Annotated in this window: 22 protein-coding genes and 1 riboswitch; of the genes, 9 read left to right on the top strand and 13 right to left on the bottom strand. The window is 63.9% G+C overall.

From position 1 onward, the window contains the following. Positions 1-42: 42 nt before the first annotated feature. Both NLY33_RS08005 and NLY33_RS08010 read right to left on the bottom strand, forming a co-directional pair. Positions 43-507, bottom strand: coding sequence for a DUF2231 domain-containing protein (locus NLY33_RS08005; protein WP_023684195.1), 465 nt, complete (start codon positions 505-507; stop codon positions 43-45). Between the two features lie 105 nt (positions 508-612). Then, positions 613-1518 (bottom strand): DMT family transporter, encoded by a 906-nt coding sequence (locus NLY33_RS08010; RefSeq protein ID WP_023708207.1) that lies wholly within the window; start codon positions 1516-1518, stop codon positions 613-615. A gap of 208 nt (positions 1519-1726) precedes the next feature. On the opposite strand from NLY33_RS08010, the gene NLY33_RS08015 reads away from it, so the two are divergent. Next, entirely contained in the window at positions 1727-3025 is a 1299-nt protein-coding gene (locus NLY33_RS08015; RefSeq protein ID WP_023684197.1) for an adenylosuccinate synthase, read from the top strand. A 75-nt stretch (positions 3026-3100) separates the two neighbouring features. Next, positions 3101-4759 (top strand): hypothetical protein, encoded by a 1659-nt coding sequence (locus NLY33_RS08020; RefSeq protein WP_286439597.1) that lies wholly within the window; start codon positions 3101-3103, stop codon positions 4757-4759. A gap of 26 nt (positions 4760-4785) precedes the next feature. On the opposite strand, the gene NLY33_RS08025 is transcribed toward NLY33_RS08020, so the two are convergent. The 4 genes from NLY33_RS08025 to NLY33_RS08040 are packed head-to-tail and all read right to left on the bottom strand — an operon-like array spanning position 4786 to position 7861. Further along, entirely contained in the window at positions 4786-5085 is a 300-nt protein-coding gene (locus NLY33_RS08025) for a CcdB family protein (protein ID WP_023707245.1), read from the bottom strand. Then, on the bottom strand, positions 5085-5327 hold the full coding sequence (locus NLY33_RS08030; protein ID WP_023709715.1) for a type II toxin-antitoxin system CcdA family antitoxin: 243 nt from the start codon (positions 5325-5327) through the stop codon (positions 5085-5087). Before NLY33_RS08030 ends, NLY33_RS08025 begins: the two co-directional genes overlap by 1 nt. A 55-nt stretch (positions 5328-5382) precedes the next feature. Next, entirely contained in the window at positions 5383-7203 is a 1821-nt protein-coding gene (locus tag NLY33_RS08035; protein ID WP_023707247.1) for an ABC-F family ATP-binding cassette domain-containing protein, read from the bottom strand. 1 nt (position 7204) lies between these two features. Next, on the bottom strand, positions 7205-7861 hold the full coding sequence (locus NLY33_RS08040) for a thiamine diphosphokinase (protein WP_023707248.1): 657 nt from the start codon (positions 7859-7861) through the stop codon (positions 7205-7207). Between the two features lie 162 nt (positions 7862-8023). Beyond that, positions 8024-8138, top strand: a riboswitch (TPP riboswitch). Between the two features lie 43 nt (positions 8139-8181). Between NLY33_RS08040 and thiB the strand changes: the two genes are divergently transcribed. The 4 genes from thiB (at position 8182) to NLY33_RS08060 (ending at position 13504) form a co-directional block, all read left to right on the top strand. Continuing rightward, on the top strand, positions 8182-9189 hold the full coding sequence (gene thiB / locus NLY33_RS08045) for a thiamine ABC transporter substrate binding subunit (RefSeq protein WP_023709716.1): 1008 nt from the start codon (positions 8182-8184) through the stop codon (positions 9187-9189). Between the two features lie 218 nt (positions 9190-9407). Beyond that, positions 9408-11006, top strand: a complete 1599-nt coding sequence (gene thiP / locus NLY33_RS08050; RefSeq protein ID WP_023708959.1) for a thiamine/thiamine pyrophosphate ABC transporter permease — start codon at positions 9408-9410, stop codon at positions 11004-11006. Then, the gene (gene thiQ / locus NLY33_RS08055) at positions 11003-11767 is read left to right on the top strand and encodes a thiamine ABC transporter ATP-binding protein (protein ID WP_023707251.1); all 765 of its coding nucleotides are present in this window, start codon (positions 11003-11005) and stop codon (positions 11765-11767) included. Before thiP ends, thiQ begins: the two co-directional genes overlap by 4 nt. Positions 11768-12097: 330 nt before the next feature. After that, positions 12098-13504: a M48 family metalloprotease gene (locus tag NLY33_RS08060; protein WP_245260366.1), complete on the top strand. Its 1407-nt coding sequence runs from the start codon at positions 12098-12100 to the stop codon at positions 13502-13504. A gap of 96 nt (positions 13505-13600) precedes the next feature. Here the strand turns inward: NLY33_RS08060 and NLY33_RS08065 are convergent, their stop codons facing one another. Continuing rightward, the gene (locus NLY33_RS08065; protein WP_023693606.1) at positions 13601-14458 is read right to left on the bottom strand and encodes an RNA polymerase factor sigma-32; all 858 of its coding nucleotides are present in this window, start codon (positions 14456-14458) and stop codon (positions 13601-13603) included. A 397-nt stretch (positions 14459-14855) separates the two neighbouring features. Between NLY33_RS08065 and NLY33_RS08070 the strand changes: the two genes are divergently transcribed. From NLY33_RS08070 to NLY33_RS08080, 3 genes are all read left to right on the top strand, one after another. Next, positions 14856-15629 (top strand): amino acid ABC transporter substrate-binding protein, encoded by a 774-nt coding sequence (locus tag NLY33_RS08070; RefSeq protein WP_023707253.1) that lies wholly within the window; start codon positions 14856-14858, stop codon positions 15627-15629. 136 nt (positions 15630-15765) lie between these two features. Beyond that, on the top strand, positions 15766-16446 hold the full coding sequence (locus NLY33_RS08075; protein WP_023693608.1) for an amino acid ABC transporter permease: 681 nt from the start codon (positions 15766-15768) through the stop codon (positions 16444-16446). Next, a complete protein-coding gene (locus tag NLY33_RS08080) occupies positions 16443-17210 on the top strand; it encodes an amino acid ABC transporter ATP-binding protein (RefSeq protein ID WP_023685808.1) in 768 nt (255 codons plus the stop codon). Before NLY33_RS08075 ends, NLY33_RS08080 begins: the two co-directional genes overlap by 4 nt. A 194-nt stretch (positions 17211-17404) precedes the next feature. Here the strand turns inward: NLY33_RS08080 and NLY33_RS08085 are convergent, their stop codons facing one another. From NLY33_RS08085 to NLY33_RS08110, 6 genes are all read right to left on the bottom strand, one after another. Beyond that, complete coding sequence (locus NLY33_RS08085; protein ID WP_023673664.1) at positions 17405-17986, bottom strand: CarD family transcriptional regulator; 582 nt, start codon at positions 17984-17986, stop codon at positions 17405-17407. A gap of 426 nt (positions 17987-18412) precedes the next feature. Then, complete coding sequence (gene fdxA / locus NLY33_RS08090) at positions 18413-18751, bottom strand: ferredoxin FdxA (RefSeq protein ID WP_013529180.1); 339 nt, start codon at positions 18749-18751, stop codon at positions 18413-18415. Between the two features lie 252 nt (positions 18752-19003). Beyond that, positions 19004-19390 (bottom strand): RNA-binding S4 domain-containing protein, encoded by a 387-nt coding sequence (locus tag NLY33_RS08095; protein WP_023707255.1) that lies wholly within the window; start codon positions 19388-19390, stop codon positions 19004-19006. Between the two features lie 17 nt (positions 19391-19407). Continuing rightward, entirely contained in the window at positions 19408-22971 is a 3564-nt protein-coding gene (locus tag NLY33_RS08100; protein ID WP_286439610.1) for a helicase-related protein, read from the bottom strand. Between the two features lie 695 nt (positions 22972-23666). Further along, positions 23667-24392 (bottom strand): acetoacetyl-CoA reductase, encoded by a 726-nt coding sequence (phbB, locus tag NLY33_RS08105; protein WP_023707257.1) that lies wholly within the window; start codon positions 24390-24392, stop codon positions 23667-23669. A gap of 129 nt (positions 24393-24521) precedes the next feature. Next, positions 24522-25706, bottom strand: a complete 1185-nt coding sequence (locus tag NLY33_RS08110; RefSeq protein WP_023673832.1) for an acetyl-CoA C-acetyltransferase — start codon at positions 25704-25706, stop codon at positions 24522-24524. Between the last annotated feature and the right edge of the window lie 206 nt (positions 25707-25912).

Raw genomic sequence — 25912 nt, forward strand, 5'->3', positions numbered from 1 at the left:
GGTCCTCCCCCCATCATTGGGGCGGCCGCCGCACAGGCCGGTTCAGGTCAATTCATCTGAGCCGTCGGAGACGCCCACGCGATGCCGATAGACCAATTCCCAGCCCTTCCAGCCTGTAAACAGCAGGACCAGAACCACGATCAGCGATAAGATAAAGCCGGTCGGGATCACAGCCGCCGCTCCACCGACATAACGCGAGTACCAGTTATAAAGCTCGATCAGCACGACGAGCACGTTGCCGCCGGCATGGAGCCATGCCGTCGTGAGATTGCGGATCTGAACATCGCCGAGAACGTCCGTCAGGCCGGTAAGAGCGGCCAAGGCGCCCATGATCAGGCCGGCGCCGAGAAGCCAAAGCGATCCGGTGACCCACCCGGGATCGGCTGTTTGCCAGAAAATCAGATCGCAAACGAAGGTGCCGACAAAGAAGGCGATCGGAAACGGAATCAGCATTGGATGAATGGGGTGACCGGCAATGCTTGCCGTGCTGCGAGGGTTATGGCTCATCTTGTTGCCTCCCACGCAAGCAAACTCCGCCAGAGGTAAAATGTTCCAGGTCGGCGCGCGGCAGCAGTTATCGCGACGGCGGCGCAGCGCGGCAGCAGCCAAATGTTATCCGCGGCGGTTCGGTGCCGCCATCTTGCGCCCGCTGTATTCGGCGAGCGAAATGCCGCCCAGCACCAGGACGAGCGCCAGCGCCTGGTAGAGCTGGAATGTCTCGCCGACGATCAGCACTGACAGCAGCGTGCCGAAGATCGGCACCAGATTGATGAACAGCCCGGCACGGTTGGCGCCGATCAGTTCGTTGCCCCTGATGTAAGTGATCTGCGAAATGACCGAAGCGCCGATCGCGGTATAGACGATGACCACCCAGCCGCTGATATCGGGGACGATAACCTTGCCGGCGGCGACCTCCCACAGGAAGAACGGCAGCGAGGTGATGAGGGCAGCGATCGCCAGGGACAACATCAGGCTCTGCCAGCGCATCACCGGCTTCAGCCGCAGCCCGACCGAATAACCGCTGTAGAGGACGACCGCGACCAGCATGATGGCGTCGCCGAAATTGAGTTCCAATGTGAGCAGCCGGCGCGGATCGCCGTGGCAGGCAGTCAAGATGACACCGAAGATGGTCAGCACCACGCCCGCAATCTGCGCCCAACTCACGCGCAGGCGGAAGAAGAAGAAATTGGCAATGATGATCAAGACCGGCATCGCCGCCTGTTCGATCGAGACATTGATCGCCGTCGTGTAGTTGAGCGCGGTGTAGAAAATGGTGTTGAACAGAGTGAAGCCGCTGGCGCCAAGTGCAGCCAGGACGAACCAGTGTTTGCGCACCACCGGCCAGTCCTCCCTGATCGTGCGCCAGCCGATCGGCAGCAGGATCGCGACGGCCAGCACCCAGCGCAGGAAGACCAGCGTCATGGGCGAGACGTGACCGACCGCCAGCTTGCCGGCGACGGAATTGCCGCCCCACAGCAAGGTGGTCAGCAGCAGGAACAGGTAGGCGCTTCGATGCATGCGGGATTCCGGCCGCCTGGGAAGTTGTGTTTGCCGGCCTATTGCCCCCGCCGACGCAAGTAAATGTTGTCAAAGCCGAAAATTGTTGTGCCTCAGGGCATTTTCGACGGCAAAGAAAGGTCGCGCTTGCGAGGTCTTGACGCTATAGAGGCCTGTCGTTTCGAACCATATCCAGGCCGCCAGGGCGGCATCTCAAGGGAAAAGAAACATGGCCAATGTGGTGGTCGTCGGCTCGCAATGGGGCGACGAAGGCAAGGGCAAGATCGTCGACTGGTTGTCGGAGCGCGCCGACGTGGTCGTGCGCTTCCAGGGCGGCCACAATGCCGGCCATACGCTGGTCGTCGACGGCAAGGTCTACAAACTGTCGCTGCTGCCGTCGGGCGTGGTGCGGCAAGGCAAGCTGTCGATCATCGGCAATGGCGTCGTCTTCGACCCGCACGCCTTTGTCGCGGAAGTGGCAAAACTCAAGGCGCAAGGCGTCGAGGTCACGCCGGACCGCCTGAAAATAGCCGAAAACACCGCGCTTATCCTGTCGCTGCACCGGGAGCTGGACGGATTCCGCGAGGACGCCGCCTCCAATTCCGGGACGAAAATTGGCACGACGCGTCGTGGCATCGGCCCCGCCTATGAGGACAAGGTGGGCCGGCGCGCGGTTCGGGTGATGGATCTGGCGGATTTGGAAACGCTGCCCCTCAAGGTCGACAGGCTGCTGACGCATCACAATGCGCTGCGTCGCGGGCTTGGCCATGGCGAAGTCACGCATGAGGCGATCATGACCGAGCTGACCTCGGTCGCCGATGAGATCCTGCCCTATATGGACCGCGTCTGGAAAATCCTCGACGACAAGCGCCGCGCCGGCGAACGCATCCTGTTCGAGGGCGCGCAAGGCACGCTGCTCGACATCGACCACGGCACATATCCGTTCGTCACCTCGTCCAACACCGTTGCCGGCCAGGCAGCCGCCGGCTCGGGGGTGGGCCCCGGCGCCATCGGCTATGTCCTGGGCATCACCAAGGCCTATACGACGCGTGTCGGCGAAGGCCCGTTCCCGACCGAGCAGAAGAACGAGATCGGCGAATTTCTCGGTACGCGTGGCCACGAATTCGGCGTCGTCACCGGGCGCAAACGCCGTTGCGGCTGGTTCGACGCCGTGCTGGTGCGCCAGGCCGTCGCCGTCAACGGCATCAAGGGCATCGCGTTGACCAAGCTCGACGTGCTCGACGGGCTGGATGAGATCAAGGTCTGCACCGGCTACCGTCTCGACGGCGAAACGATCGACTATCTGCCGGCCAGCCAGGGCGCGCAGGCGCGTGTCGAGCCGGTCTACGAGACGCTCGAAGGCTGGAAAGGCACCACCGCCGGCGCGCGCAGCTGGAACGACCTTCCGGCGCAGGCCGTCAAATACGTCCGTTACATCGAGGAGCTAATCGGCGCACCCGTCGCGCTCCTTTCCACCAGCCCGGAACGGGACGACACGATACTTGTGACCGATCCGTTTCAAGACTAGTTTTCTGAAGCCTTTCCGGGCATCGCGGCCGATTTGCGGGGGCCGGCGCGGAAACAAATACAGGTCGACTGAAGCATGGCAGATTTCGTTGCTATTCTGAAAAAGGCGCTCGACAAGCACGGCGACGAAACGCCCGAAAAGCGTACGCGGATCTATGAAAGCGTTCGTACCATGCTGGCGAAGAAGCTTGCGGAGTATTCGCCGCCGCTGGCCGCCGAAGCCATAAGCACGCAGAAGCGATCCCTGGAAGATGCCATCTCGAGCGTCGAGCGCGACTATGCCAGGGCACTGCCGGCATCCGATCCGCTGGCGGAGCTGGAGCACATCTTCTCCTCCATAGACCGCAACAAGAACCAGTCCAGTCATGTAAAGCCTTCCGCCACGCCTGCGCCGGCCTGGCAGCCGGCGAAACCCGTGCAGCCGGCGCCGACCACCAGGACAGAGCCGAGCTGGCAGAGGCCCGCTCCGACACCGCCTCCGCCTGTGGCGCGTGCAGAAACCATCGACAAGCAAGCCGCGGAGCTGGACGCCGACGACGATAGCGCCGATGTCTTTGCCAATGACGAGCAGCCGGCGGCGGACACGTTCCAACGCCTGCGCCCCGCCGAGCGCAGGCGCAGCTATGGCGGGTTGATCGCGGCTGTCGTCGCGCTTTTGGTGGTGGCCGGCGGTGGCTATGGCATCTGGCTGAACAAGGATGCCTTTGGCTCGATGCTGGGCCTCGGCGGCGACACCAAGACGGTCTCGACCGAACCGCTGGTAAAGCCGGCGCCGGCCAAGCCCGCGGCCGATGCACCCGCACCGGCTCCTGCCGGCGAGGGAACGAAGTTCACCCAGCGCCTGTCGCCCGAAGGCGGTGAGACCGATCCCGGTCCCGCGGCCGGTCAAAGCGGCATCGGCGAGGGCGAGTCCGTCGCCGCGCTGACCACACCGCCACCCCCGGCTCCAGCGCCACCTGCGGCTCCAGCGCCTGCGACCCCGCCGGCCGGCGACGCCGCAGCCACGGGCGCGCCCGCCACGCCGGCGCCCGACGCTTCCGCCACGCCACCGGCAACGCCGCGCGCCGATGGCGTCGCTCCGCCGGCCAACGGGGCAGCACCGGCTGATGCCGCCGCCACGCCGCCCGCGGCCGGCACGCCGCCCGCTGCGCCGGCGGCCGCCGCTCCCGCGCCGACCGTTGCGGTCGGCCAGAAGGCGATCTTCTACGAGGAACGCACCTCGACCGCGCAAGGTTCGGCCGAACCCGGCAGCATCGTCTGGTCGCTGGTGCAGGAATCGCCCGGCGGCGACCTGCCGCCCGAGCCGGCGATCCGCGCCGAGGCGACCATTCCCGGCAAGGACATCCAGCTGCGCATGACCATCCGCCGCAATACCGACCAGACGCTGCCGGCCAGCCACATCATCGAGATGATCTTCCTGACGCCCGAGGGCTTTGACGGCGGTGGCGTCGACAACATCCTGCGCGTCGCCATGAAGAGTTCGGAACAGGATGCCGGCAGCCCGCTGATCGGCATTCCGGCCAAGATCGCCGACGGCTTCTTCCTGGTGGCGCTCAACGACACCAAGGCCGACGAGGACGCCAATATGACCTTGCTTCGAGGCCAGGACTGGATCGACGTGCCGGTGGTCTACAAGACCGGACGCCGGGCGTTGCTGACCATGGAAAAGGGCATTCCGGGCGAGAAGGTGTTCGACGAGGCGCTGAAGGCCTGGCAGGCCAAGACGGCAGGTTGACGGGCGGCAGTAGCGGCTGCCTTCGCTCAGAAGCCCTGGAACAGCATGTCGAGCGCGGCGACGATGTCGTCGTGATGTCTAGAAAGGTTTCCCTCTGGCATCCGCAATTCGGACGCGCTGAAGGCCGACACAAACTGTGTGACCATCACAAGATCTTTGCCGTTTATAGCGAAGGTCGGGTTTAGGCGGCGGCCAGGAAGCGGGGCAATCTCGGGCGGCATCAAAGGAACGACCACCGTCGTGCTCAGCCCTTCAAGCATATCTGACTGCACGTCGAGAAGATAACCGTCGCTCTCGGTACTCCGATAGAAATCGTAACGCGCCATCAGAACGGCCGGTGTTTAGCCAATGGCAGTCCGTTCTTTCGGACATATTCGTTGGAGCTTTCGATGGCTTCCCTGTTTTCTTCTTGCCATCGACGCGTTTTCTCCGCCGCAATCGCTTTCGCGATCCCTGCTTCGGCAGCGCGGGAGATGTTGATGCCCAACGCTTTGGCGTCCTTGATCAACTGAGAGTCAATGGACGTGTTGACAGAGGCCCGCTGAGTTTTTGGCGTCGATTGAAGCACGGAGATGCCTCCTTTCATGCGCACAATATACGCGCATAAAAGACCGCAGGCAATGCTACCCCTCCATCTCCTCACGCAGCATTTCCAGCTCCAGCCACTCTTCCTCGAGTGCGGCCAGCGTGGCGCGTTCCTTGTCGAGGGCGGCGATGGTCTTTTGGAACGAGGCCGGGTCGCGCTCGTAATAGGCGGGATCGGCAATGTTGTTTTCCAACCGCGAGATCGAGGCCATTACCGCCTCGATCTTCTTGGGCAAGGATTCCAGGGCGAATTTCTGCTTGAACGACAGTTTCTTCGACGGCCCTTTCGGCGCTGCCGGCTCGCTCTTGCCCGGCGCCGGCGCATCGCTGGCTTCGGCCTTGGCGCGCGCCTTGCGGTCGTCGAGCCGGGTGCCGCCGCGCTGCGCCAGCATGTCGGAATAGCCACCGGCATATTCGATCCAGCGGCCGCCTCCGTCCGGGGCGATGATGCTGGTGACGGTGCGGTCGAGGAAGTCGCGGTCGTGGCTGACCAGGATGACCGTGCCGGCAAAGCCGGCGACAAGTTCCTGCAACAGTTCCAGCGTCTCCATGTCGAGATCGTTGGTCGGCTCGTCGAGCACCAGAAGGTTGGCCGGCCGCGCCAGAACACGCGCCAGGAGCAGCCGCGCCCGTTCGCCGCCGGACAGCTCGCGCACCGGGGTGCGCGCCTGTTCCGGCTTGAACAGGAAATCCTTCATGTAGGACACGACATGGCGCTGCTCGCCATTGATGACGAGGTTTTCGCCGCGCCCGTCCGTGAGATACTGCGCCAGGGTCTCGGCCGGATCGACCGCCTCGCGCTTCTGGTCGAGCGTGGCGATTTCCAGATTGGTGCCGAGCCGCACTGAGCCGGCGTCGGGCTTCATCTCGCCGGTAAGCATCTTCAACAGCGTCGTCTTGCCGGCGCCGTTCGGCCCGACAAGGCCGACGCGATCGCCGCGCTGGATGCGGGTCGAGAAGCTTTTGACCACGGTGAGGTCGCCAAAGCTCTTTTCGATGTTCTTGGCCTCAATCACCAGCTTGCCGGATTCGGCGGCGTCGCTGGCCACCATGGTGGCCGAGCCCTCGGCGCCGCGATGGCCGCGAAAACGCTGGCGCATGGTCTGCAGTTCGCCCAGGCGGCGCATGTTGCGTTTGCGGCGAGCCGTCACGCCATAGCGCAGCCAATGCTCCTCGCGCACGATCTGGCGGCCGAGCTTGTGCTGTTCGCGCTCTTCCTCTTCCAGCACAAGGTCGCGCCATTCCTCGAAATGGCCAAAGCCCTTGTCGAGGCGGCGGGTCTGGCCACGGTCGAGCCAGACGGTGGCGCGCGAGACGCGTTCGAGGAAGCGACGGTCGTGCGAGATGACGATCAGCGCCGAAGACGTCCGGACAAGCTCTTCTTCCAGCCATTCGATGACCGACAAATCGAGATGGTTCGTCGGCTCATCAAGCAGCATAATATCGGGTTCGGGCGCCATGACGCGGGCAAGTGCTGCGCGGCGCGCCTCGCCGCCGGAGAGATCGTTGGGGTTCTCCGTGCCGGCGAGGCCGAGATGCTCCATCAGATATGTGGCGCGGTAGGGATCGTCGGCAGGCCCAAGCCCGGCCTCGACATAGGCACGCACATTGGCAAAGCCGTCCATGTCGGGCATTTGCGGGAGATAGCGCACCGTTGCCGAAGGCTGGCGGAAGACCTCGCCGTCTTGCGGCTCGATCAGGCCCGCGGCAATCTTCAGGAGCGTCGACTTGCCGGAGCCGTTGCGGCCGACGAGCGCGATCTTGTCACCGGCGGACGCCGTCAGTTCGGCGCCATCGAGCAGCGGCGTGCCGCCAAAGGTCAGTCTTATGCCGTCGAGGTTGAGAAGGGGCGGGGCCATGTCAGCTTTCAGGCAAGGGATAGGGGTGGGCGAGCAGCAGCGCGCGGCCATGGCCGAGCGCGATTTCGAGGCCCCCGGTCTTGTTGGACTTGACCTCGTTCGAGATGGTCAGCGACGAGCCGAACACGACCTCGACATGGTCGAGCGGCCACTTCGCGCCGGACACGGTGAGGCCCGAAAGATCGGAAAAGCCGAGCACCGAAAACAGCGTTCCGTCGGCATAGTCGAAGCCGGCCTTGCCAGGCAGCAGAGGGGCGCCTTCCTGCGCTCCGCTGGTCAACAGCACTTTTGTGCCTGTCTCTGTCAGCCGCAGGCTGAGCGCCAGATGCAGGAAGGCGTGGTCGGCGCGCTTGCCGCCGAAAGCGCCGGCCAGCACCAGGCTGGTGGCGCCGCGTCCCAATGCCGCCGCGATCGCCAGTTCGCCATCGGTCTTGTCCTTTTCGGGAGGAAACACCTCCCGCGGCACGGCGGCGAGATCGGCAGGCAGGTCCGCCGGCACGGAATCGAAATCGCCGACCCACAGCTCCGGCATCAGGCCGAGCAGGCGGGCATGATCGATGCCGGCGTCGGCGGCGATGACGCGCGTGCCCGCGACCTGGCGGTCGAGCCGCGGCGTGCGGACGAGATCGCCGCCAAGCAGGATGGTGAATGTGCTCATATCCGCTGGCCCTTACCAGCCCCGCCGACGAAACGGAAGGCCGAGCGGCACCGTCACTCTTTGTTGGAGCATGATCTTTTTCCGGAAACGGATTCCACTTTCCGGGATCATGCTCGGGCAAACTTCCACTTGCGTGGCACCTTGGCCGGGCCTATGTGTCGAAACGCTCTAACGGGGTGCCGGACGCGATCTTCGCGGACCGGCTGAGAGGCAGTCTCGCCAACCCGCTGAACCTGATCCGGTTTGTACCGGCGGAGGGATTAGACGCTTCGGACAGCCCGACGCCTCAATTCCTTTCAACACGAATGAAGGAGGCGCCGATGCGCATGTTTTTGTCCCGTCTTGTCCCAGCGCTGGGGCTTGCTGTTTCGCTACTGGCAAGCTCTGCGTCCGCGCAGGAAAAACTCACGATCTATACCTATGAGAGTTTCACTGCCGACTGGGGTCCGGGGCCCCAGGTGAAGAAGGAATTCGAGGCCGAGTGCGGCTGCAGCGTCGACTTCGTCTCGGTGGCCGACGGCGTCGCGCTGCTCAACCGCGTCAAGCTCGAAGGTGCCTCGACCAAGGCCGATATCGTGCTTGGTCTCGACACCAACCTCACCGCGGAAGCCAAGGCTTCCGGCCTGTTTGTCCCACATGGCGCGGTGGCTGAAAACAACGTGCCGGGCGGCTGGAGCGACGACACTTTCGTGCCCTACGATTATGGCTATTTCGCCGTCGTCTACGACACCGAGAAGCTGAAGAACCCACCGAAGAGCCTGAAGAAATTGGTCGAGGGCGATGCCGCCGACAAGATCGTCATCCAGGATCCGAGGACGTCGACGCCGGGCCTTGGCCTGCTGCTGTGGGTCAAGTCGGTCTATGGCGACAAGGCGCCGGAAGCCTGGGCGAAACTCAAGGGCAAAGTGCTGACGGTGACGCCGGGCTGGAGCGAGGCCTACGGCCTGTTCACCAAGGGCGAGGCGCCGATGGTGCTTTCCTATACGACGTCGCCGGCCTACCACATGGTGGCGGAGAACACCGGGCGCTACCAGGCGGCCTCGTTCGAGGAAGGCGAGTATCTGCAGATCGAGGTCGCCGGCATCACCACCACGGGCGCGAAGAATCCGCTGGCGGCGAAGTTCCTGGCCTTCATGACCGGGCCGAAATTCCAGGATGTCATTCCGGAGACCAACTGGATGTTCCCGGCCGGGAAAACCGACAAGCCGCTCAATCCGGCTTTTGATAGGCTGGTCAAGCCGGCGAAGACCTTGCTGTTCAGCCCGGAAGAGGTCGCGGCAAATCGCAAGGCCTGGGTGGATGAATGGCTGGCGGTGATGAGCAAGTAGATTTGGCTGTATAGTCAAAAGATGAGTGCTCTACGGCGCCCCCCTCTGTCCTGCCGGACATCTCCCCCACGAGGGGGAGATTGGCCTTTACGTTGACTTTCGCCAATCTCCGAAGCTGCAGGAATGAGCGGAGCGCTAAAACCGCCAATCTCCCCCTCGTGGGGGAGATGTCCGGCAGGACAGAGGGGGGCGCGAAGGAACGCGACGCCCGGTAAAGAGTGCAACGCTCTGACCCCTGCATCACGGCCGGCATTGTCGCGCTTGCGGCAATCGCGCTGCTGATCGGTGGCGCCTTCGCCGGCCTTATCCGCGAAGGCGCGCACGACCTTTCCGGCGCCGCGTCCGCCTTTGACCTCTATCTCCTGCGCGTTGTCCGCTTCACGCTCTGGCAGGCTGCGCTCTCGACTCTGCTTTCCGCCGTACCGGCGCTCTTCGTCGCCCGGGCGCTGTCGCGGCATCCGCGCTTCTTCGGACGCGGCTTCATCCTGCAGCTATTCACTGTGCCCCTTGCCTTGCCGGCGATTGTCGGAGCGCTGGGAATACTGGCGCTCTATGGCCGCGCCGGTTATTTCGCCGCGATCGGTGGCCAGAGCTGGCCCGACATCTATGGGCTGTCGGGCATCCTCGTCGCCCACGTCTTCTTCAACCTGCCGCTGGCCACCCGGCTGTTCCTCGAAGCGCTGGGAACGGTGCCGGCCGATCAATGGCGGCTGGCGAGCCAGCTCGGCATGGGGGCGAGGCCAGCCTTCCGGCTGATCGAGTGGCCGGTGCTGCGCGCCGCGCTGCCGGGCGTCGCCGGGCTTGTCTTCATGCTTTGCATCACCTCCTTCACCATCGTCCTGATCCTCGGCGGCGGGCCGGCGGCGACGACGCTGGAAGTCGCCATCTATCAGGCGCTGCGTTTCGACTTCGATCCGGCGCGAGCGGTGACGCTGACGGTGCTACAGATCGCGCTGACTTTCGCCGTCATGCTGGCGCTGACGCGGCTCGGCGCCAATGTGACCGGCGACGCCAATTTGCCTGTCGCGCCGCGCCGCTATCACTTGGCCGGCAAAGCAGAAACAGCGTTCAACGCCGTCCTGATCGTGCTCGCCTTGCTGTTCGTCGCCGGACCGATGGCGGCCACCGTTGCCTCCGGCCTCGGCGCCGATCTCGGCCGGCTGGCGGGCGAGAGTGCCGTGCGTCAGGCGACGCTGACCAGCGCCGGTCTCGCCTTCTCGGCGGCGCTACTTTCGGTGGCGCTGGCACTGTCGCTGATCATGGCGCGGCGGGCACTGTCGCTGCGCCGCCGGTCCAGTGCCCGTTCATTGCTCGAACATGCCACCGACACCGGCGCCGGCTTCGTCCTCGTCGTGCCGCCCATCGTCATCGGCGCCGGCTGGTTTCTCCTGCTGCGCACGGTCAGCGATGTCTTTGCCATCGCGCCGGTCATGGTCGTCACCGTCAATGCGGTGATGGCGATGCCCTTTGCCATCCGCGCGATGCGCCCGGCCTATGATGCGGCGAGCGAGCGCCATGAAAAGCTGTGCGCGCAGCTCGGCATTGCGGGCTGGAACCGGCTGCTTCTGGTCGACTGGCCATCGCTCCGGCGGCCGCTGGCCACCGGCTTTGCCTTCGCCATGGCACTGTCGCTCGGCGATCTCGGCGTCATCGCGCTGTTCGGCAGCGATTCGGTGCAGACCTTGCCCTATCTCCTGCTGGCGCGCATGGGCAGCTATCGCACGGCCGATGCTGCCGGGCTGGCTTTGCTGCTCGGGGCGGTCTGCCTTGCATTGGTGGTCGCGGCAGACTGGCTGGGACGGGGAGAGAGATCGTGACGTCCGCTGTGGAGAAAGGCACGACTGTCCGGCTGGACAAGGTCTCGTTCAGCTATGGCGAAACGCCATTCCTGTTCGATGTCGAATTCGATACATCTAAGATCACCGCCATCATGGGGGCAAGCGGTTCGGGCAAATCGACCTTGCTCAATCTGGTGGCTGGTTTCGAGACGCCGGAGTCCGGTCGTGTGCTGATCGGCGCCGCCGATGTCGGCGCCGAGCCGCCTTCGGCGCGGCCGGTGTCGATGGTATTCCAGGAAAACAATCTGTTTGCTCATCTCTCGGTGGAGAAGAATGTCGGGCTCGGCCGCTCGCCATCGCTCAACCTGACCGACGCCGATCGCGCCGCAATCGCCGAGGCGCTTGACCGCGTCGGCCTGGCCGGCAAGGAAATGCGCCTGCCGCGCGAACTCTCCGGCGGCGAAAGGCAGCGCGTGGCGCTCGCCCGCGTTCTGGTGCGCGACCGGCCAGTGCTGCTGCTCGACGAGCCGTTCGCTTCGCTCGGGCCAGCACTGCGCGACGACATGCTCGACCTGGTGGCCGGCGTTCATGCCGAGCGGGCGATGACGGTGCTGTTCGTCACGCATCAGCCGGAAGACGCTCGCCGTATCGGCGAGCAGATGGTTTTTCTGGACAATGGCAGGGTTGCCGCGACGGGACCTGCCGGCGATTTTTTCGACGGCACTGGCCCTGAAGCGTTTCGGCGCTATATCGGCGCAAGTTCGGGCGGATCACGCGATATTGCCCGGAAGCGGACATAATTTACGACCAAACCGGCTACAGGTGATGTGGCGCTTGCTTGCCATGGTCCAGTCGATGTGGCTAGGTCCGCTTAGTACTGGTCCGGCACGAGCCGTGATTTGCCCCTACAGCGCCGCACCCGGCCGGATGCGTAAACGCTGTAGGTTTTTTGATGTGTGCAGGATTGCCAACGAAACCGATTTTTCGCTGGCGCGGACCCCGGTTCCAAATCATGCGCCGAGAGCTGAAGGAACGCCGTGCTGCCGACCGGCACTGACACTTTGAAACGCAGACCGCTGGTGCGCTTCCTCGCGCTGGCCGGCCTTGCCGTGGCGCTGGCCAGCTGCCAGATGTTCACGCCTCCCGAAGTGCAGGAATCCGGCTTCCAGCCTTCCGACAAGCCGATCACGGTCGACAATGTCGCCGCCAACAGCAAGCTTGCCGAACTGGCGAAGGCACAGCATCCGCGCATCCTTGCCACCTATGGCGGCGAATATTCCGATCCCAAGCTCGAGCGCATGGTGGCCAAGGTTGTCGGCAGCCTGACCGTGGTGTCGGCCAATCCGACCCAGACCTATCGCATCACCATCCTCAATTCGCCCAACGTCAACGCTTTCGCGCTGCCGGGCGGCTATCTCTACGTCACCCGCGGCCTGCTGGCGCTGGCCAATGATTCGGCCGAACTCGCCGCCGTCATCGCGCATGAGATGGGCCACGTCACCGCCAATCACGGTCTGCAGCGACAGCAGCTCGAGGCCGAGGAAGGCCTGGCGACCAAGGTGGTCTCCGATGTGCTGGGCGACAGCCCGACCGCCAAGCAGGCATTGATCCGCGGCAAGCTGAGGCTGGCGCAGTTCTCGCGCAACCAGGAGCTGGAGGCAGACGCCATCGGCATCAAATCGATCGGCGAGGCGGGTTACGATCCCTATGCCGCCGGGCGTTTCCTGCAGTCGATGTCGGCCTATACCGATTTCCGCTCGATCAGCGGCGCCACCGACGCCAGCCTCGACTTCCTGGCTACGCACCCCAACACGCCGCAGCGAATTGATCTGGCGCAGCGCCACGCCCGCCAGTTCGGCGCGCCGGGCATCGGCACCCGCGACCGCGATTCCTTCCTGGCCGGGATAGACGGCCTGCTCTATGGCGACACGCCGGAAGAGGGCTATGTGCGCGGCCAGACCTTCCTGCATCCGGGCCTCGGCGTTTCGTTCACGGTGCCCGACGGCTTCATCATCGACAATTCGGCGGCGGCGGTGACGGCGACCGGTCCCGGCGACATGGCGATCCGCTTCGACGGTGTGTCGATCGACAAGGATCGTGCGCTGACCGACTACATCAGAAGCGGCTGGGTGGCCGGTCTCGACGAGACCAGTGTGCGCCAGGAGACGATCGACGGCAACGAGGCGGCGACAGCGCACGCCGGCGCCGATGGCTGGCAGTTCGACATTGCAGTGATCCGCGCCGGCGGCCAGGTCTATCGGCTTTTGACAGCGGCCCCCTCGGCCAGCACGACACTCGATCCGGTGGCACGCTCGGTCAGCGGTTCGTTCCGCGTGCTCAGCCCCGCCGAGAAAGCGGCACTGAAGCCGCTGCATATCCGCGTCGTCACGGTACAGGCCGGGCAGACGATGGGCACACTTTCGGCGCAGATGGTCGGCGTCGACCGCAAGCTCGATCTGTTCCGCGTGCTCAACGCGATGTCGCCGGGCGCCTCGGTTTCGGCCGGCGACAAGGTCAAGATCGTCACGGACAGATAGCGCCGGTCTTCGTCAGAAACCCCAGCCTTCGTAGTGCTTTTTTCTGAGATAACTTTTCTGAGATAACTCGGGGCGGTACCCCTGTTCCTGGCAATCTCACGCTGCCATGAATTCGGGGTTCTGCTTCACCAGCGCGAGCTTGAGCTTTTCCATGGCGCGGGCCTCGATCTGCCGGACACGCTCCTTGGAAATGCCGAGCGTCTCGCCGAGCGCCTCAAGCGTCGCACCTTCGTCGGTCAGCCGACGCTCCTCGATGATCCTGAGTTCGCGGGCATTGAGCGCGCGGAGCGCCGTCTTCAGCCACATCAGGCGCCGTTCGACGTCGATGGTGTCGCCGGCGACCTCGTCAGGCAATGGATCGTCCGAAATCAGGAAGTCCATCCGCTCGGTGGTACCGGCCTCATCGGCGAGGGGTGCGTTGAGCGAAGAGTCAGGTGCTGAAAGCCTGGAATCCATCTTCTCGACATCGGCCTCGGAGACGCCGAGGGCTACCGAGACTTCGCGGTAGAGCGTGGCGTTAGAGATCGGCTCGGCGCCGTTGGCAAGACGGGCGCGCAGGCGCCGCAGGTTGAAGAACAGCGCCTTTTGCGCCGAAGAGGTGCCGCCGCGAACGATCGACCAGTTGCGCAGGATGTAGTCCTGCATCGAAGCGCGGATCCACCATGTCGCATAGGTCGAGAAGCGCACCTCGCGCTCCGGCTCGAAACGCGCGGCTGCTTCCAGCAGCCCGACATGGCCCTCCTGGACCAGATCGCCGAGCGGCAGGCCGTAATGTCGGAATTTCGAAGCCATGGAGATGACCAGCCGCATATGGGCGACGGTAATCTGATGCAGCGCCTGCTGATCCTGGTCTTCCTTCCAGCGCAAGGCGAGAACATGTTCCTCATCGCGCTCGAGGTAAGGGGCTTTCATTGCCGTGCGGACCATGGTCCGTCCTGCCGTGTCTTCGATCATGCCGCGCTCCTGCTCCCGGACATTTTCGGACGGCCTGGCGGCCGTTATCTCTGTTTGACGCAATTCCGAGGGAAACCGCTTTCCCACTTTCCTGGAATTGCTTCGGGCCTAGCGCAGCCAAGGGTTCTTGAAATGGAAACGCGGCGCCCTACAACAAGCCATGAACGTGCCACACCGGGGATTGGTTCCGCCGCCGATGGCGGTTGTTTTGTGCGGTCCGACAGGGCGCATCGACACCGCAGATCGGGACTATTGGCACCGATCCGAGCTGCTTTGAGAATCTGATTTCTGGATCGTCTTTTTTTTGAAATCTGGTTCCTTATTTTGCTGCGCTGTATCTGTCAGTTTCCGGCTCTCACAAGCGCCGGACACCGGCCAAGGACGGGATCACACAGAAATGAAATGGCTCAATTCGCTCATCGTCGCCGGAACGCTTCAGGTTCTGGCTGTTACATCAGGCCATGCCGGCGCCAATCTTGACCAGATCAAGCAGGCCGGCACCCTCAAAGTCGGCACCGAAGGCACCTATGCGCCCTTCACCTATCATGATGCTTCCGGCGCGCTGGTCGGCTTCGACGTCGAGATCGCCAAGGCGATCGGCGACAAGCTCGGCGTCAAGGTCGAGTTCCTCGAAGGCAAATGGGACGGGCTGATCGCCGGCCTCGACGCCAACCGCTACGACGCCGTGATCAACGAGGTCGGCATCACCGACGCGCGCAAGGCCAAGTACGATTTCTCCGATCCTTACATCGCCTCCAAGGCCGTGCTGATCGTGCGCGGCGACAACACCGACATCAAGACCTTCGCCGACCTCAAGGGCAAGAAGTCGGCACAGTCGTTGACATCGAATTTCGGCAAGCTCGCCGAGACCAACGGCGCCGAACTCGTCGGCACCGACGGCTTCGACCAGTCGATCCAGCTGCTGCTCACCGGCCGCGCCGACGCCACCATCAATGACAGCCTGTCTTTCCTCGACTTCAAGAAGCACAAGCCGGACGCCAATGTGAAGATCGCCGCGCAGGAAGAGAACGCCGACTATTCCGGCGTCATCGTGCGCAAGGGTGATCCGGAGCTGGTCGCGGCGATCAATAAGGCGCTGGCCGACATCAAGGCCGACGGCACCTACAAGAGGATCGCCGATACCTATTTCGGCCAGGATGTCTCGCAGTAAAGACCATTTCCCGGCGGTTGCCGGCAATGACCAATAGCGGCGGGCCGTCTTTGACGGCTCGCCGTTTTTCGCATGATATGAGAAGCACACAATCGCACTGCCGTCACCGCGGCGGTCTGTGAAGGAGGAGCCGTTCGTGCCGCACTGGCTACACCTGATGCTGGACTCGTTGCCGACACTGCTGTGGGCGGCGTTGATCTTCACCGTACCGCTGACATTGCTATCGTTCGCACTCGGCCTGTTCGTCGGCCTGGTTGTCGCCCTGGTGCGGCTGTTCGGTCCCAAGCCTCTGGTTGCCGTGGTCCGCTTCTATGTCTGGATCTTTCGCGGCACGCCGCTTCTGGTGCAGCTGTTCCTGATCTTTTACGGCCTGCCTTCGGTCGGCATATTGCTGGACGCTTTTCCGGCGGCGCTGATTGGCTTCACCCTCAACATAGGCGCCTACAGTTCGGAAATTATCCGCGCCGTGATCGGCTCGGTGCCGAAGGGCCAGTGGGAGGCGGCCTATTCGATCGGCATGACCTGGAGCCAGGCGATGCGGCGCACCATCCTGCCGCAAGCCGGCCGCGTCGCCGTGCCGCCGCTGTCCAACACCTTCATCTCGCTGGTCAAGGACACGTCGCTCGCCGCCGCCATCACCGTGCCGGAGATGTTCCAGGCGGCGCAGCGCATCGTCGCCACCACCTATGAGCCGCTGATCCTCTATGTCGAGGCGGCGATCCTTTATCTGGCGATGAGCTCGGTGCTTTCGGCCTTGCAGACGCGGCTGGAGGAGCGGCTCAACCGCTATGGCGGCTTCCTGGAGGCGCGCTCATGATCGGCCTCACCGACATCGAAAAGCGCTTCGGCGACAATCTGGTGCTGAAGGGCGTGACGGTCACCATTGCCGAAGGCAGCGTCACCGCGCTCGTCGGCCCCTCCGGCGGCGGCAAGAGCACACTGCTGCGCTGCATCAACCTGTTGGAGATCCCGACCTCGGGCATGGTGCGCATCGGCGACGAGACACTGGAATTCCGTCCCGGCATCAAGATCCCCAGCCGCGACATCCAGCGCCTGCGGCTGCAGACCGGCATGGTGTTCCAGAACTTCCAGCTGTTCCCGCATCGCACCGCGATCGAGAACGTCATGGAAGGCCTGGTGACGGTGCTCAAATGGCCGACGGCAAAGGCGCGCGAGCGGGCACTGGCGCTGCTCGAGAAGGTCGGCATGGCGCACAAGGCGGACGATTGGCCGGCAACGCTGTCGGGCGGCCAGCAGCAGCGTGTGGCCATCGCCCGCGCCCTGGCGCCGTCGCCCAAGGTTCTGCTTTGCGACGAGCCGACCTCGGCGCTCGATCCGGAACTGGCGCAGGAAGTGGTCGACGTGCTCGGAAAACTCGCCAGCGAAGGCACCACCATGGTGATGGCCACGCACGACCTTCGCCTTGCCTCCAAGATTGCGCAGGAGGTGGTGTTCCTCGACGCCGGCGTCATCGTCGAGAAGGGGCCGTCCGCCGTGGTGTTCTCCAACCCGGAGCGTGAACGGACCAAGCGTTTTATTGCGACGCTGAAGCAGGAGGCGGAGAAGGAAGCCGGCGGCTGAGCCTTCTACGTTCCCCTTGTGAAGAGGTCGGACGGAAGGTCCGGTTGCGGTCTGGTGTCGTCCCCATCCTCGCTGCTTCGCAGCCACCTGCCTGGGCGAGCCACGGGTCCCGCCCGTCCTTGGAACCCCACAAGGGGGTAAAAACAAAAACCCGGCACAAGGCCGGGTTTTCATGAATTCGACGGTGAAAGCGATCAGGCAGCTTCTTCCTGCTCGGCTTCCTCATTGTCGGCCTTGGCGCCGCGCTTCGGGCCCTTATTAAGGTTGACCTCGATCAGGCGCACGGCTTCGGTTTCCGACATGCGGTTGACTGCCGCGATCTCGCGCGCCATGCGGTCGAGTGCCGCCTCATAGAGCTGGCGCTCGGAATAGGACTGTTCCGGCTGGTTGTCGGCACGGTAGAGGTCGCGCACGACTTCCGAGATCGAGATCAGGTCGCCCGAATTGATCTTGGCATCATATTCCTGCGCACGGCGAGACCACATGGTGCGCTTGACGCGGGCGCGGCCCTGGACGACCTTCAGCGCGCGCTCGACATAATCCTCTTCCGACAGCTTGCGCATGCCGATGGAGGTCGCCTTGGCGACCGGAACCTTCAGGCGCATCTTGTCCTTCTGGAAGTCGATGACGAACAGTTCCAGCTTGTGGCCCGCAACTTCCTGCTCGTCGATCGAGACGATCTGGCCGACGCCGTGTGCCGGATAGACGATGTACTCGCCGGTCTTGAAACCGTGGCGTGCCGAGGTGGACTTCTTCTGCGGGGTGATCGTTGCCATTACGCCCTGAACTCCTTGTTGTGGCACCGGCGGCCTGCCGGTCCGAACGCATGCGACCGGGGACACCGATCGTTAGCCGCACAACAGATGAACCCATCGGAAAAAGCCGGGACCGGCAAACCGCATACATAGCGACTGCCTGGCCCAGATCGCTCTGGTCCGATTGGGGATTTCACCTTTCAGTGATTTGGGGCGCTTGCGCCATAAATCGACGTTGTGTCACCGGCATGTTTCAACTGGTGTAGCACAAAAAGTCGGAAGAATCAAGGTTTTGCTGCAAACGCGAAGGTCGAGCGACATCGCCGCCTGTCAAGGCAGTTAATGTATGAGGCGCGTTACGCAGCGTTATGACGATCCAATAGGCCGCACTTTTTTGCTTTGCGCATCACCCTTTCCGAAATCGATTCCGATTCCAGGGTCATGCGCTCAGTCGCCTTCGCCGGGCTCAGCGGAGAAATATTTCTCGAACTTGCCGGCCTCGCCGTCGAAGCTCTTGGCATCTGCCGGAGGCTCCTTCTTGGCGGTGATGTTGGGCCATTTCTCGGCGTATTCGGTGTTGACCTGCAGCCATTTGTCGAGGCCCGGCTCGGTGTCGGGCTTGATTGCATCGGCCGGGCATTCCGGTTCGCAGACGCCGCAGTCGATGCACTCGTCGGGATGTATGACAAGCATGTTCTCGCCCTCGTAAAAGCAGTCGACCGGACAGACCTCGATGCAGTCCATGTATTTGCATTTGATGCAGTTGTCGGTCACGACATAGGTCATTGGTCGGCTCCGGGACGTCCCGTTCTTGCTAGGGCGATGTGCGTCCAATTGGACGCATAAAGTACGCTCTGACACTTTGAATCTGCGCATCGTGCTTTCCGAAAATCGATCTCCGATTTTCGGGCCGATGCGGCGGCTTTTTTGGTGAGGTAACGCCTTTGCCTGCCGCTTGCAAGGGCAGCCATTGCCGGCGGGGCCGGCGTGTCCGGAATGAAATTCCAGATCGTCGCCATGGCGCAGACGGCCAAGGCTTCAGTCTTCGCCGAACAGCCGGTCGGTTTGCCTGCGCTCTTTCTTGGTCGGCCGGCCGCTGCCGGCGTCGCGCAGCGCCGGAATGGCATCGGCAACAGCCTCGCCTTTCGGCGCCGGCGGCGGGGACATGTCCTCGTAGAGCGTGCGCGCTTCCTCGGCCGGACCGCGCCGCACGCCGGTGCCAAGCACCTTCCAAATGAAAATACGGCGCTCGTGCGTAATGGTCAAAACGTCGCCAGGCTTGACCAGATCGGAGGCCTGCGCTGCTTTGTCGCTGTTGATGCGGACGCGTCCGGCGACAACCAGCTTGGCCGCCAGCGAGCGCGATTTTATCGCGCGCGAAAAGAACAGCCACTTGTCGACGCGCTGACGACCTTCAGCAACCATCGCAGCGAACCTGGGGCTTATTTCTTCAGCTGGTCGCGCAAGGCGGCGAGCTTGGCGAAGGGCGAGTCCGGATCGAAGCGCACCGGGCGTTCTTCGCGCGGCTTGGCCTGGAAGGCCGGCTTGGCGCCTCGCGGTCCGCCTTTGCCTTCCGGCCTGCCGCCTTTCCAGTCAGGCCGGCCCTCGCGCGGACGCTCGCCTTGCGGCTTGCCGTCGCGGCGCTGTTCGCCCTCGGCCTGCGGCTTGGGCTTGAACTTCGAACGGTCGAAGCGTGGCTTGGCGGCACCGTCGCGCTGGTCGCGCCGGCCTTGGTAGGCCGGCCGCTCGCCCGTTGCGGGCTGTCCGCCGGCAGCGTCGGCCGGCGCGTCGGCGCGGGCAGCCTGGCCGTTACGCGGGCGATTGTCCCGGCCTTGACGATGGCGCGGGCGCTGCTCGAAACGACCCTGCCGCCACAGCAAGATGGGCTTTGGCGCTTCGGCCTCGGGGACAGGCTCAGCGCTTCCACCCTCCCCCTCGTGGGGAGGGTCGGCGCGCAGCGCCGGGGTGGGGGCAGCGCCGGCGTCGGCGGTTGCGCCTGAAGTGTCTGCTGTGTCTGCACCTGCTTCGTTAACGCTGTCACCCCCACCCGCGTCGCTTCGCGCCGCGACCTCCCCCATCGAGGGGGAGGTAAGGGCGTCGGCGTTTTCGGCGACGGTGGCGTCGGCGCTTTCGGGGACGGTGTCGTCAGCTTCCGCAACAGCCGGAGCTTCTTCCGCGATTTCTATGGGAGCTTCGACCTGTTCTTCCGCGACGGGCTCTGCCGTTGCTTCCGCGATGGCTGGAGCTTCGGCGGTGGCTTCAACGGCCGCAGTTGGCTCCGAACCCTCGGGAGGTGCGCCCGGCTGAGCGTCCGCAGCAACAGCATCCGCTGCGGCTTCGGCGACGGGCTGCTCAGCCGCAGGCTCAGCGGCGGCAACCGCATCCGGCTCCGATCCAACGGCCGGCGCTTCAGCGACGGCTTCACTTGCAGCGGCTTCCGCCGCCTTGGGCTGTTCAGCTTTTGCAGCCGCGTCCGCAGCCAGCTTGGCGGCAGCCGCTTCCCGCGCCGCGTTGTCCTGTGCTTCCAGCCGCGCCTTGACCTCTGCCGGCGGCTTCGGCTCGGCGCGATAGCCGAGACCTTTCAGGATCTCTTCCATGTCGTCGGCGGTGGCGCCGAGGATGGACATCATCGGCGGCGTCACCATGAAGGACTGGCCGTCATAGGCGCCGTCCGGGCGCTGTCCCAGACCGGGCTTCCAGTTGGTCGCAGGCCGGATCAGGTCGGCCAGCCGTTCCAGAATGTCGATGCGCACGGCGCGGCGGCCGAGATTGCGGTAGCCGGCAAGCTTGTAGAAGCTCTTGTCGAAAGCAGGATCGATGACCACCGAGGTGCGGCCGGAAGCCAGTGCGTGCACCACGTCGCCAAAGCCCGGCTTGTCCTTGCCGTCGTTCTTCAGCGCCCACAACAGCGTAATCAGTCCGGCGGGCGCCGGCTTGATCAGCGCCGGCACGAAGACGTGGTAGGCGCCGAAGCGCACACCGAGCCGGCGCAAGGCGGCGCGACCCTCCTGGTCGAGCGACTTCATTTCCTCGGCGATGTCGCGGCGGTTGATGAGGCCGAAATGCTCGACGAGCTGGAAGGCGATGCCACGGCCGATGCCGGCGATCTGCTCGGCATTCTTCAAGTCGACCAGCGGCTTCAGCAAGGATTCGATCTGGAAATTGACGAAACGCTCGGCGCGCGCGGCGACCTTGTCTCGGGCGGGGCCGGTCAACTGCTCGTCGGCCAAAAGCACCAGGCGCGGCTTCAGCGCGTCCTCGCCGGCAACCAGCGTGCCGATCGGCGCGCCGATCCAGCGCAGCGTGCCGTCGGAGCCGAGCGCAAGGTCGCCATTGGCGCAGGCGCCGAAGCGTTCGGCACGCGCCTCGAACTCGGCGGCCAGCGCTTTTTGCGCTGCCGTACGCACGGCCTTGGCGTCTTCGCCGCCGGCGCTCTGGTCGGCGGTGAAGCGGAACCCTTGCAACTCGCCGACATGATGGCCTTCGACAAGGACGGTTCCGGTAGGACTGATTTCGGCTTCAGGCATTGTATTTTCTCTAAGGCGCCGCATGAGGACGGAAGTCCTGCGGTCTACAAACCGTTTCGTCAACCGCTCATGCAGCGCATCCGACAATCTGTCTTCGATTTCGCGCGTCTTTTCCCGCCAGTGTGCCTGATCGGCCAGCCAGCCCGGCCGGTTGGACACGAATGTCCAGGTGCGGATCTGCGCAATGCGGTGCGACAGCGTGTCGATGTCCCCCTCGGTCGTATCGGCGCGGCGCACCTGCTCGGCCATGTAGTTCTCGTCGACATGGCCGTGTTTGGCGAGGTCGGTGTAGATAGAAGCGATCAGGTCGGAGTGCTGGGCCGGCGCGATCTTGCGGTAGTCCGGCAACGCGCAGGCTTCCCACAGCAGCGCGACGCGCTTGGCATTGGTAGCCAGCGCGCGGATGTCCTCGTCGCGGGAGAGATGTTCGAGCGCCTGCGCATCGACCGCCGGCAGCGCGCGCGTCAGGCCTTCGACCGGCGCGTTGGCCTCGATCGAGCGCTTCAGCGCGTCGAGGCTGGCGAAGTCGAAATGCGCGGTGCGCCATTGCAGCACCTTCACCGGATCGAACTCGTGCCCCTCGATGCGCTTGACCAGTTCCTCGTCCAGCGGATCGACCTGGCCGGTGACGCCGAAGGTGCCGTCGCGCAGATGCCGGCCGGCGCGGCCGGCGATCTGGCCGAGCTCGGCCGCCGTCAGGTTGCGGTACTGGTAGCCGTCGAATTTGCGGTTCTGGGCGAAGGCGACATGATCGAGATCAAGGTTGAGCCCCATGCCGATGGCGTCGGTGGCGACGAGATAGTCGACGTCCCCTGCCTGGAACATTGCCACCTGGGCATTGCGGGTGCGGGGCGACAGCGCGCCTAGCACGACCGCCGCTCCTCCTTGCTGGCGGCGGATCAGCTCAGCGATGGCATAGACCTCGTCGGCGGAGAAAGCGACGATCGCCGTACGCCGCGGCAGGCGGGTCAATTTCTTCGAACCGGCATAGGCCAGGTGCGACAGGCGAGGGCGCGTCACCACCGAGACGCCTCTCAGCAGCTTTTGCAGGATGCCATGCATGGTGGCCGCGCCGAGCAGCAGCGTTTCCTGGCGCCCGCGCAGGTGCAGGATTCGGTCGGTGAAGATATGGCCGCGCTCGAGGTCGCCGGCGAGCTGCACCTCGTCGATGACGACGAAGGCAACGTCGGTCTCGCGCGGCATGGCTTCGACGGTGCAGACCGAATATTTCGCGCGGGGCGGCTGGATTTTTTCCTCGCCGGTGATGAGCGCCACCTTGTGGGCGCCGACCTTTTCGCAGACGCGGGCATAGACCTCGCGCGCCAGAAGGCGGAGCGGCAGGCCGATAATGCCGCTCTCATGCGCCACCATGCGCTCGATGGCGAGATGGGTCTTGCCGGTGTTGGTCGGACCCAGCACGGCAGTCACGTCGCGGCCCGACAGGATCAGCGGCTCGGTGTGTTTCGGCTGGATGTTCATCGGCCTGGAGATGAGGCTTTCTGCATCGTGTTGTCGGGAGCGCGCCTCGCGTGGCGCGTATGACAGGCGACACATAGGGATTTCAGGCGCGAAGCGAAAGCGGAATGTTCCGGCCGGCAGTCCCACGGTTCGTCTTTGAGGTCTCAATTAACAGTTGGAACGAGTCTGGAACGAATCGGCGACGAATCAGTGACTCCGGCAGATTCAGCTTTTGTTCACGGCTACATGTGGATTTTGCGAGCCTGAGTCTCACCATATGCTGAATCGCGGAAACTGGCCCGATTCCTGCAAGGCGACCATTGGCGTTAACCTTTGCCGGCGGGGCATCGTCGTGATCCGATACGCCTCGGCCAACATTATGAAATTGCTGAATTTTCTTAATCGGCCTTAACCATTTTCCGGTGGTATTCGGCCTTGGTCGTTAACGTTCCGCTCAAAGCCGGAACGAATGGGTGACGAATCGGCGATGGCGGGATTTTCCTGGTTTGTTCACCCCAACATGTTGTGTTGTCCACAGCTTGTCCACCGAGAATTCACAGCTTGCGAACCGGGTTTTGCACAGGGCGCCTAGAAATCGTTAATCTTTGCGTGCCGGAACGGGTCAATGTCTCGCGCGCAGCCCGGGGAACATCGCCGGCCGGCGATGAAAAACGGGCCATAAGCCGGCCCGTCCTACCGGGCGAAATTGCTGTCGTTCAGACGAAGTACTGGCCGCCATTGGCGGTGATGGTCGAGCCGGTGATGAAACCGGCGTCCTCAGAGGCGAGGAAGACGACGCAACGCGCGATCTCTTCCGGTTCGCCGAGGCGGCCGACCGGGATCTGCGGAATGATGCGTTCATTCAGCACCTTCTCGTCGATCGCCTTGACCATCTCGGTGGCGATGTAGCCGGGGCAGATGACATTGACTGTGATGCCCGCGCGCGCGCCCTCCTGCGCCAGCGCCTTCGAGAAGCCGATGTCGCCGGCCTTTGCGGCGGAATAGTTGACCTGGCCGGCCTGGCCTTTCTGGCCGTTGATGGAGGAAATGGTGATGACGCGGCCGAATTTGCGGTCGCGCATGCCGCCCCACAGCGGATGCGTCATGTTGAAGACGCCAGACAGATTGGTGTCGATGACTTCCTTCCACTGCTCGCGCGTCAGCTTGTGGAACATGGCGTCACGGGTAATGCCGGCATTGTTGACCAGCACCGAGACCGGGCCGAGATCGGCCTCGACCTGTTTGATTCCGGCGGCACAGGCGTCGTAGTCGGCGACCGACCATTTGTAGGCCTTGATGCCGGTTTGTGCGCTGAACTTCCCCGCTGCCTCGTCATTGCCGGCATAGTTGGCTGCAACGGTGTAACCGGCATTCTTCAGGCCGATCGATATGGCGGCGCCGATGCCGCGCGATCCACCGGTGACGAGCGCTACTTTGGTCATTGAAAGTTCTTCCTCCCTTTGGTCGGAAGAAGGGAATAGGGAATAGGGAGTAGCGAGTAGGGATCGATATCCCGCCGCGCTGCTCCTTCTTCCCCATTCACTACTCCCTATTCACTACTCACTTCTCTTTCACAGCGCTTCCACGCACAGAGCGACGCCCATGCCGCCGCCGATGCACAGCGTGGCAAGGCCTTTCTTGGCGCCGCGGCGGCGCATCTCGAAAACCAGCGTGTTGAAGACGCGGGCGCCCGACGCGCCGATCGGATGGCCGATGGCGATGGCGCCGCCATTGACGTTGACGATCGACGTATCCCAGCCCATGCCCTTGTTGACGGCGCAGGCCTGCGCGGCGAAGGCTTCATTGGCCTCGACAAGGTCGAGGTCCTTGACCGACCAGCCGGCCTTCTCGAGCGCCCGCTTCGACGCGGGTATAGGTCCGGTGCCCATGATTGCCGGATCGACGCCAGCCGTCGCCCAGGATGCGATGCGCACCAGCGGGGTGATGCCGCGCCTTGTGGCTTCAGCCTCGCTCATCAGCAGCGCGCCGGCGGCGCCGTCATTGATGCCCGACGCGTTGGCGGCGGTCACGGTGCCGTCCTTGTCGAAAGCCGGCTTCAGCTTGGACATGGCGTCGATGGTGGCGCCGTGGCGGATGTACTCGTCCTGGTCGACGACAGTGTCGCCCTTCCTGCCCTTGATCGTGAAGGCGACGATCTCGTCCTTGAACTTGCCGGCCTTCTGCGCGGCCTCGGCCTTGTTTTGCGAGGCCAGCGCAAACTGGTCCTGGTCGTCGCGGGTGATCTGGAACTGGCGGGCGACGTTCTCGGCGGTGTTGCCCATGTGGTAGCCGTTGAAGGCGTCCCACAACCCGTCCTTGATCATGGTGTCGATCATCTTGTAGTCGCCCATCTTGACGCCGGCGCGCAGGTGCTCGGCGTGCGGCGACAGCGACATCGATTCCTGGCCGCCGGCGATGATCACCGTGGCGTCGCCAGCAGCGATCTGCTGCATGCCGAGCGCTATGGCGCGCAGGCCCGAGCCGCAAACCTGGTTGAGGCCCCAGGCGGTCGTCTCCTTGGGCAGGCCGGCATTGATCGACGCCTGGCGGGCGGGGTTCTGGCCCTGCGCGGCGGTCAGCACCTGGCCGAGAATGACCTCGTCGACTTCGCCCGGCTCGACGCCGGCGCGCGCCAAAAGCTCCCTGATGACGACGGCGCCAAGTTCATGCGCCGGGGTGGCGGCGAAGGCGCCGTTGAAAGAGCCGACAGCCGTGCGTGCGGCGCTGGCAACGACGATTGAATTGGAAGCGGACATTTTTCTCTCCAGACTTCGAGGTGTCGTGTTCTTGGGGGCTTGTTGGGACTTTTCTTGCCCGTTCCACACCCCAAGTCAAACCGGAAATGGGCATGCCGGCCAAGCGCCGCAAGCAGGGCGCGGGCGGCCGGCGGGATCGCCCAACCTTTGCTGCGCAGCATAATCGCCCGGCCATGCAGCAATAAATGATGCCGCACTGCACAAAG

This window comes from Mesorhizobium sp. C432A (assembly GCF_030323145.1).
GTDB lineage: Bacteria > Pseudomonadota > Alphaproteobacteria > Rhizobiales > Rhizobiaceae > Mesorhizobium.

What these genes read in the sequence shown, in the direction of transcription:
- NLY33_RS08035 (WP_023707247.1), bottom strand. Translation starts at nt 7,203, where the DNA reads ATGGCCCCGCCCCTTCTCAACCTCGACGGCATAAGACTGACCTTTGGC.
- NLY33_RS08015 (WP_023684197.1), top strand. Translation starts at nt 1,727, where the DNA reads ATGGCCAATGTGGTGGTCGTCGGCTCGCAATGGGGCGACGAAGGCAAG.
- NLY33_RS08065 (WP_023693606.1), bottom strand. Translation starts at nt 14,458, where the DNA reads ATGATCGAAGACACGGCAGGACGGACCATGGTCCGCACGGCAATGAAA.
- NLY33_RS08020 (WP_286439597.1), top strand. Translation starts at nt 3,101, where the DNA reads ATGGCAGATTTCGTTGCTATTCTGAAAAAGGCGCTCGACAAGCACGGC.
- NLY33_RS08060 (WP_245260366.1), top strand. Translation starts at nt 12,098, where the DNA reads ATGTTCACGCCTCCCGAAGTGCAGGAATCCGGCTTCCAGCCTTCCGAC.
- thiB (WP_023709716.1), top strand. Translation starts at nt 8,182, where the DNA reads ATGCGCATGTTTTTGTCCCGTCTTGTCCCAGCGCTGGGGCTTGCTGTT.
- NLY33_RS08010 (WP_023708207.1), bottom strand. Translation starts at nt 1,518, where the DNA reads ATGCATCGAAGCGCCTACCTGTTCCTGCTGCTGACCACCTTGCTGTGG.
- phbB (WP_023707257.1), bottom strand. Translation starts at nt 24,392, where the DNA reads ATGACCAAAGTAGCGCTCGTCACCGGTGGATCGCGCGGCATCGGCGCC.
- NLY33_RS08110 (WP_023673832.1), bottom strand. Translation starts at nt 25,706, where the DNA reads ATGTCCGCTTCCAATTCAATCGTCGTTGCCAGCGCCGCACGCACGGCT.
- NLY33_RS08100 (WP_286439610.1), bottom strand. Translation starts at nt 22,971, where the DNA reads ATGAACATCCAGCCGAAACACACCGAGCCGCTGATCCTGTCGGGCCGC.
- NLY33_RS08005 (WP_023684195.1), bottom strand. Translation starts at nt 507, where the DNA reads ATGAGCCATAACCCTCGCAGCACGGCAAGCATTGCCGGTCACCCCATT.
- NLY33_RS08040 (WP_023707248.1), bottom strand. Translation starts at nt 7,861, where the DNA reads ATGAGCACATTCACCATCCTGCTTGGCGGCGATCTCGTCCGCACGCCG.
- NLY33_RS08080 (WP_023685808.1), top strand. Translation starts at nt 16,443, where the DNA reads ATGATCGGCCTCACCGACATCGAAAAGCGCTTCGGCGACAATCTGGTG.
- NLY33_RS08085 (WP_023673664.1), bottom strand. Translation starts at nt 17,986, where the DNA reads ATGGCAACGATCACCCCGCAGAAGAAGTCCACCTCGGCACGCCACGGT.
- NLY33_RS08095 (WP_023707255.1), bottom strand. Translation starts at nt 19,390, where the DNA reads ATGGTTGCTGAAGGTCGTCAGCGCGTCGACAAGTGGCTGTTCTTTTCG.
- NLY33_RS08025 (WP_023707245.1), bottom strand. Translation starts at nt 5,085, where the DNA reads ATGGCGCGTTACGATTTCTATCGGAGTACCGAGAGCGACGGTTATCTT.
- NLY33_RS08070 (WP_023707253.1), top strand. Translation starts at nt 14,856, where the DNA reads ATGAAATGGCTCAATTCGCTCATCGTCGCCGGAACGCTTCAGGTTCTG.
- fdxA (WP_013529180.1), bottom strand. Translation starts at nt 18,751, where the DNA reads ATGACCTATGTCGTGACCGACAACTGCATCAAATGCAAATACATGGAC.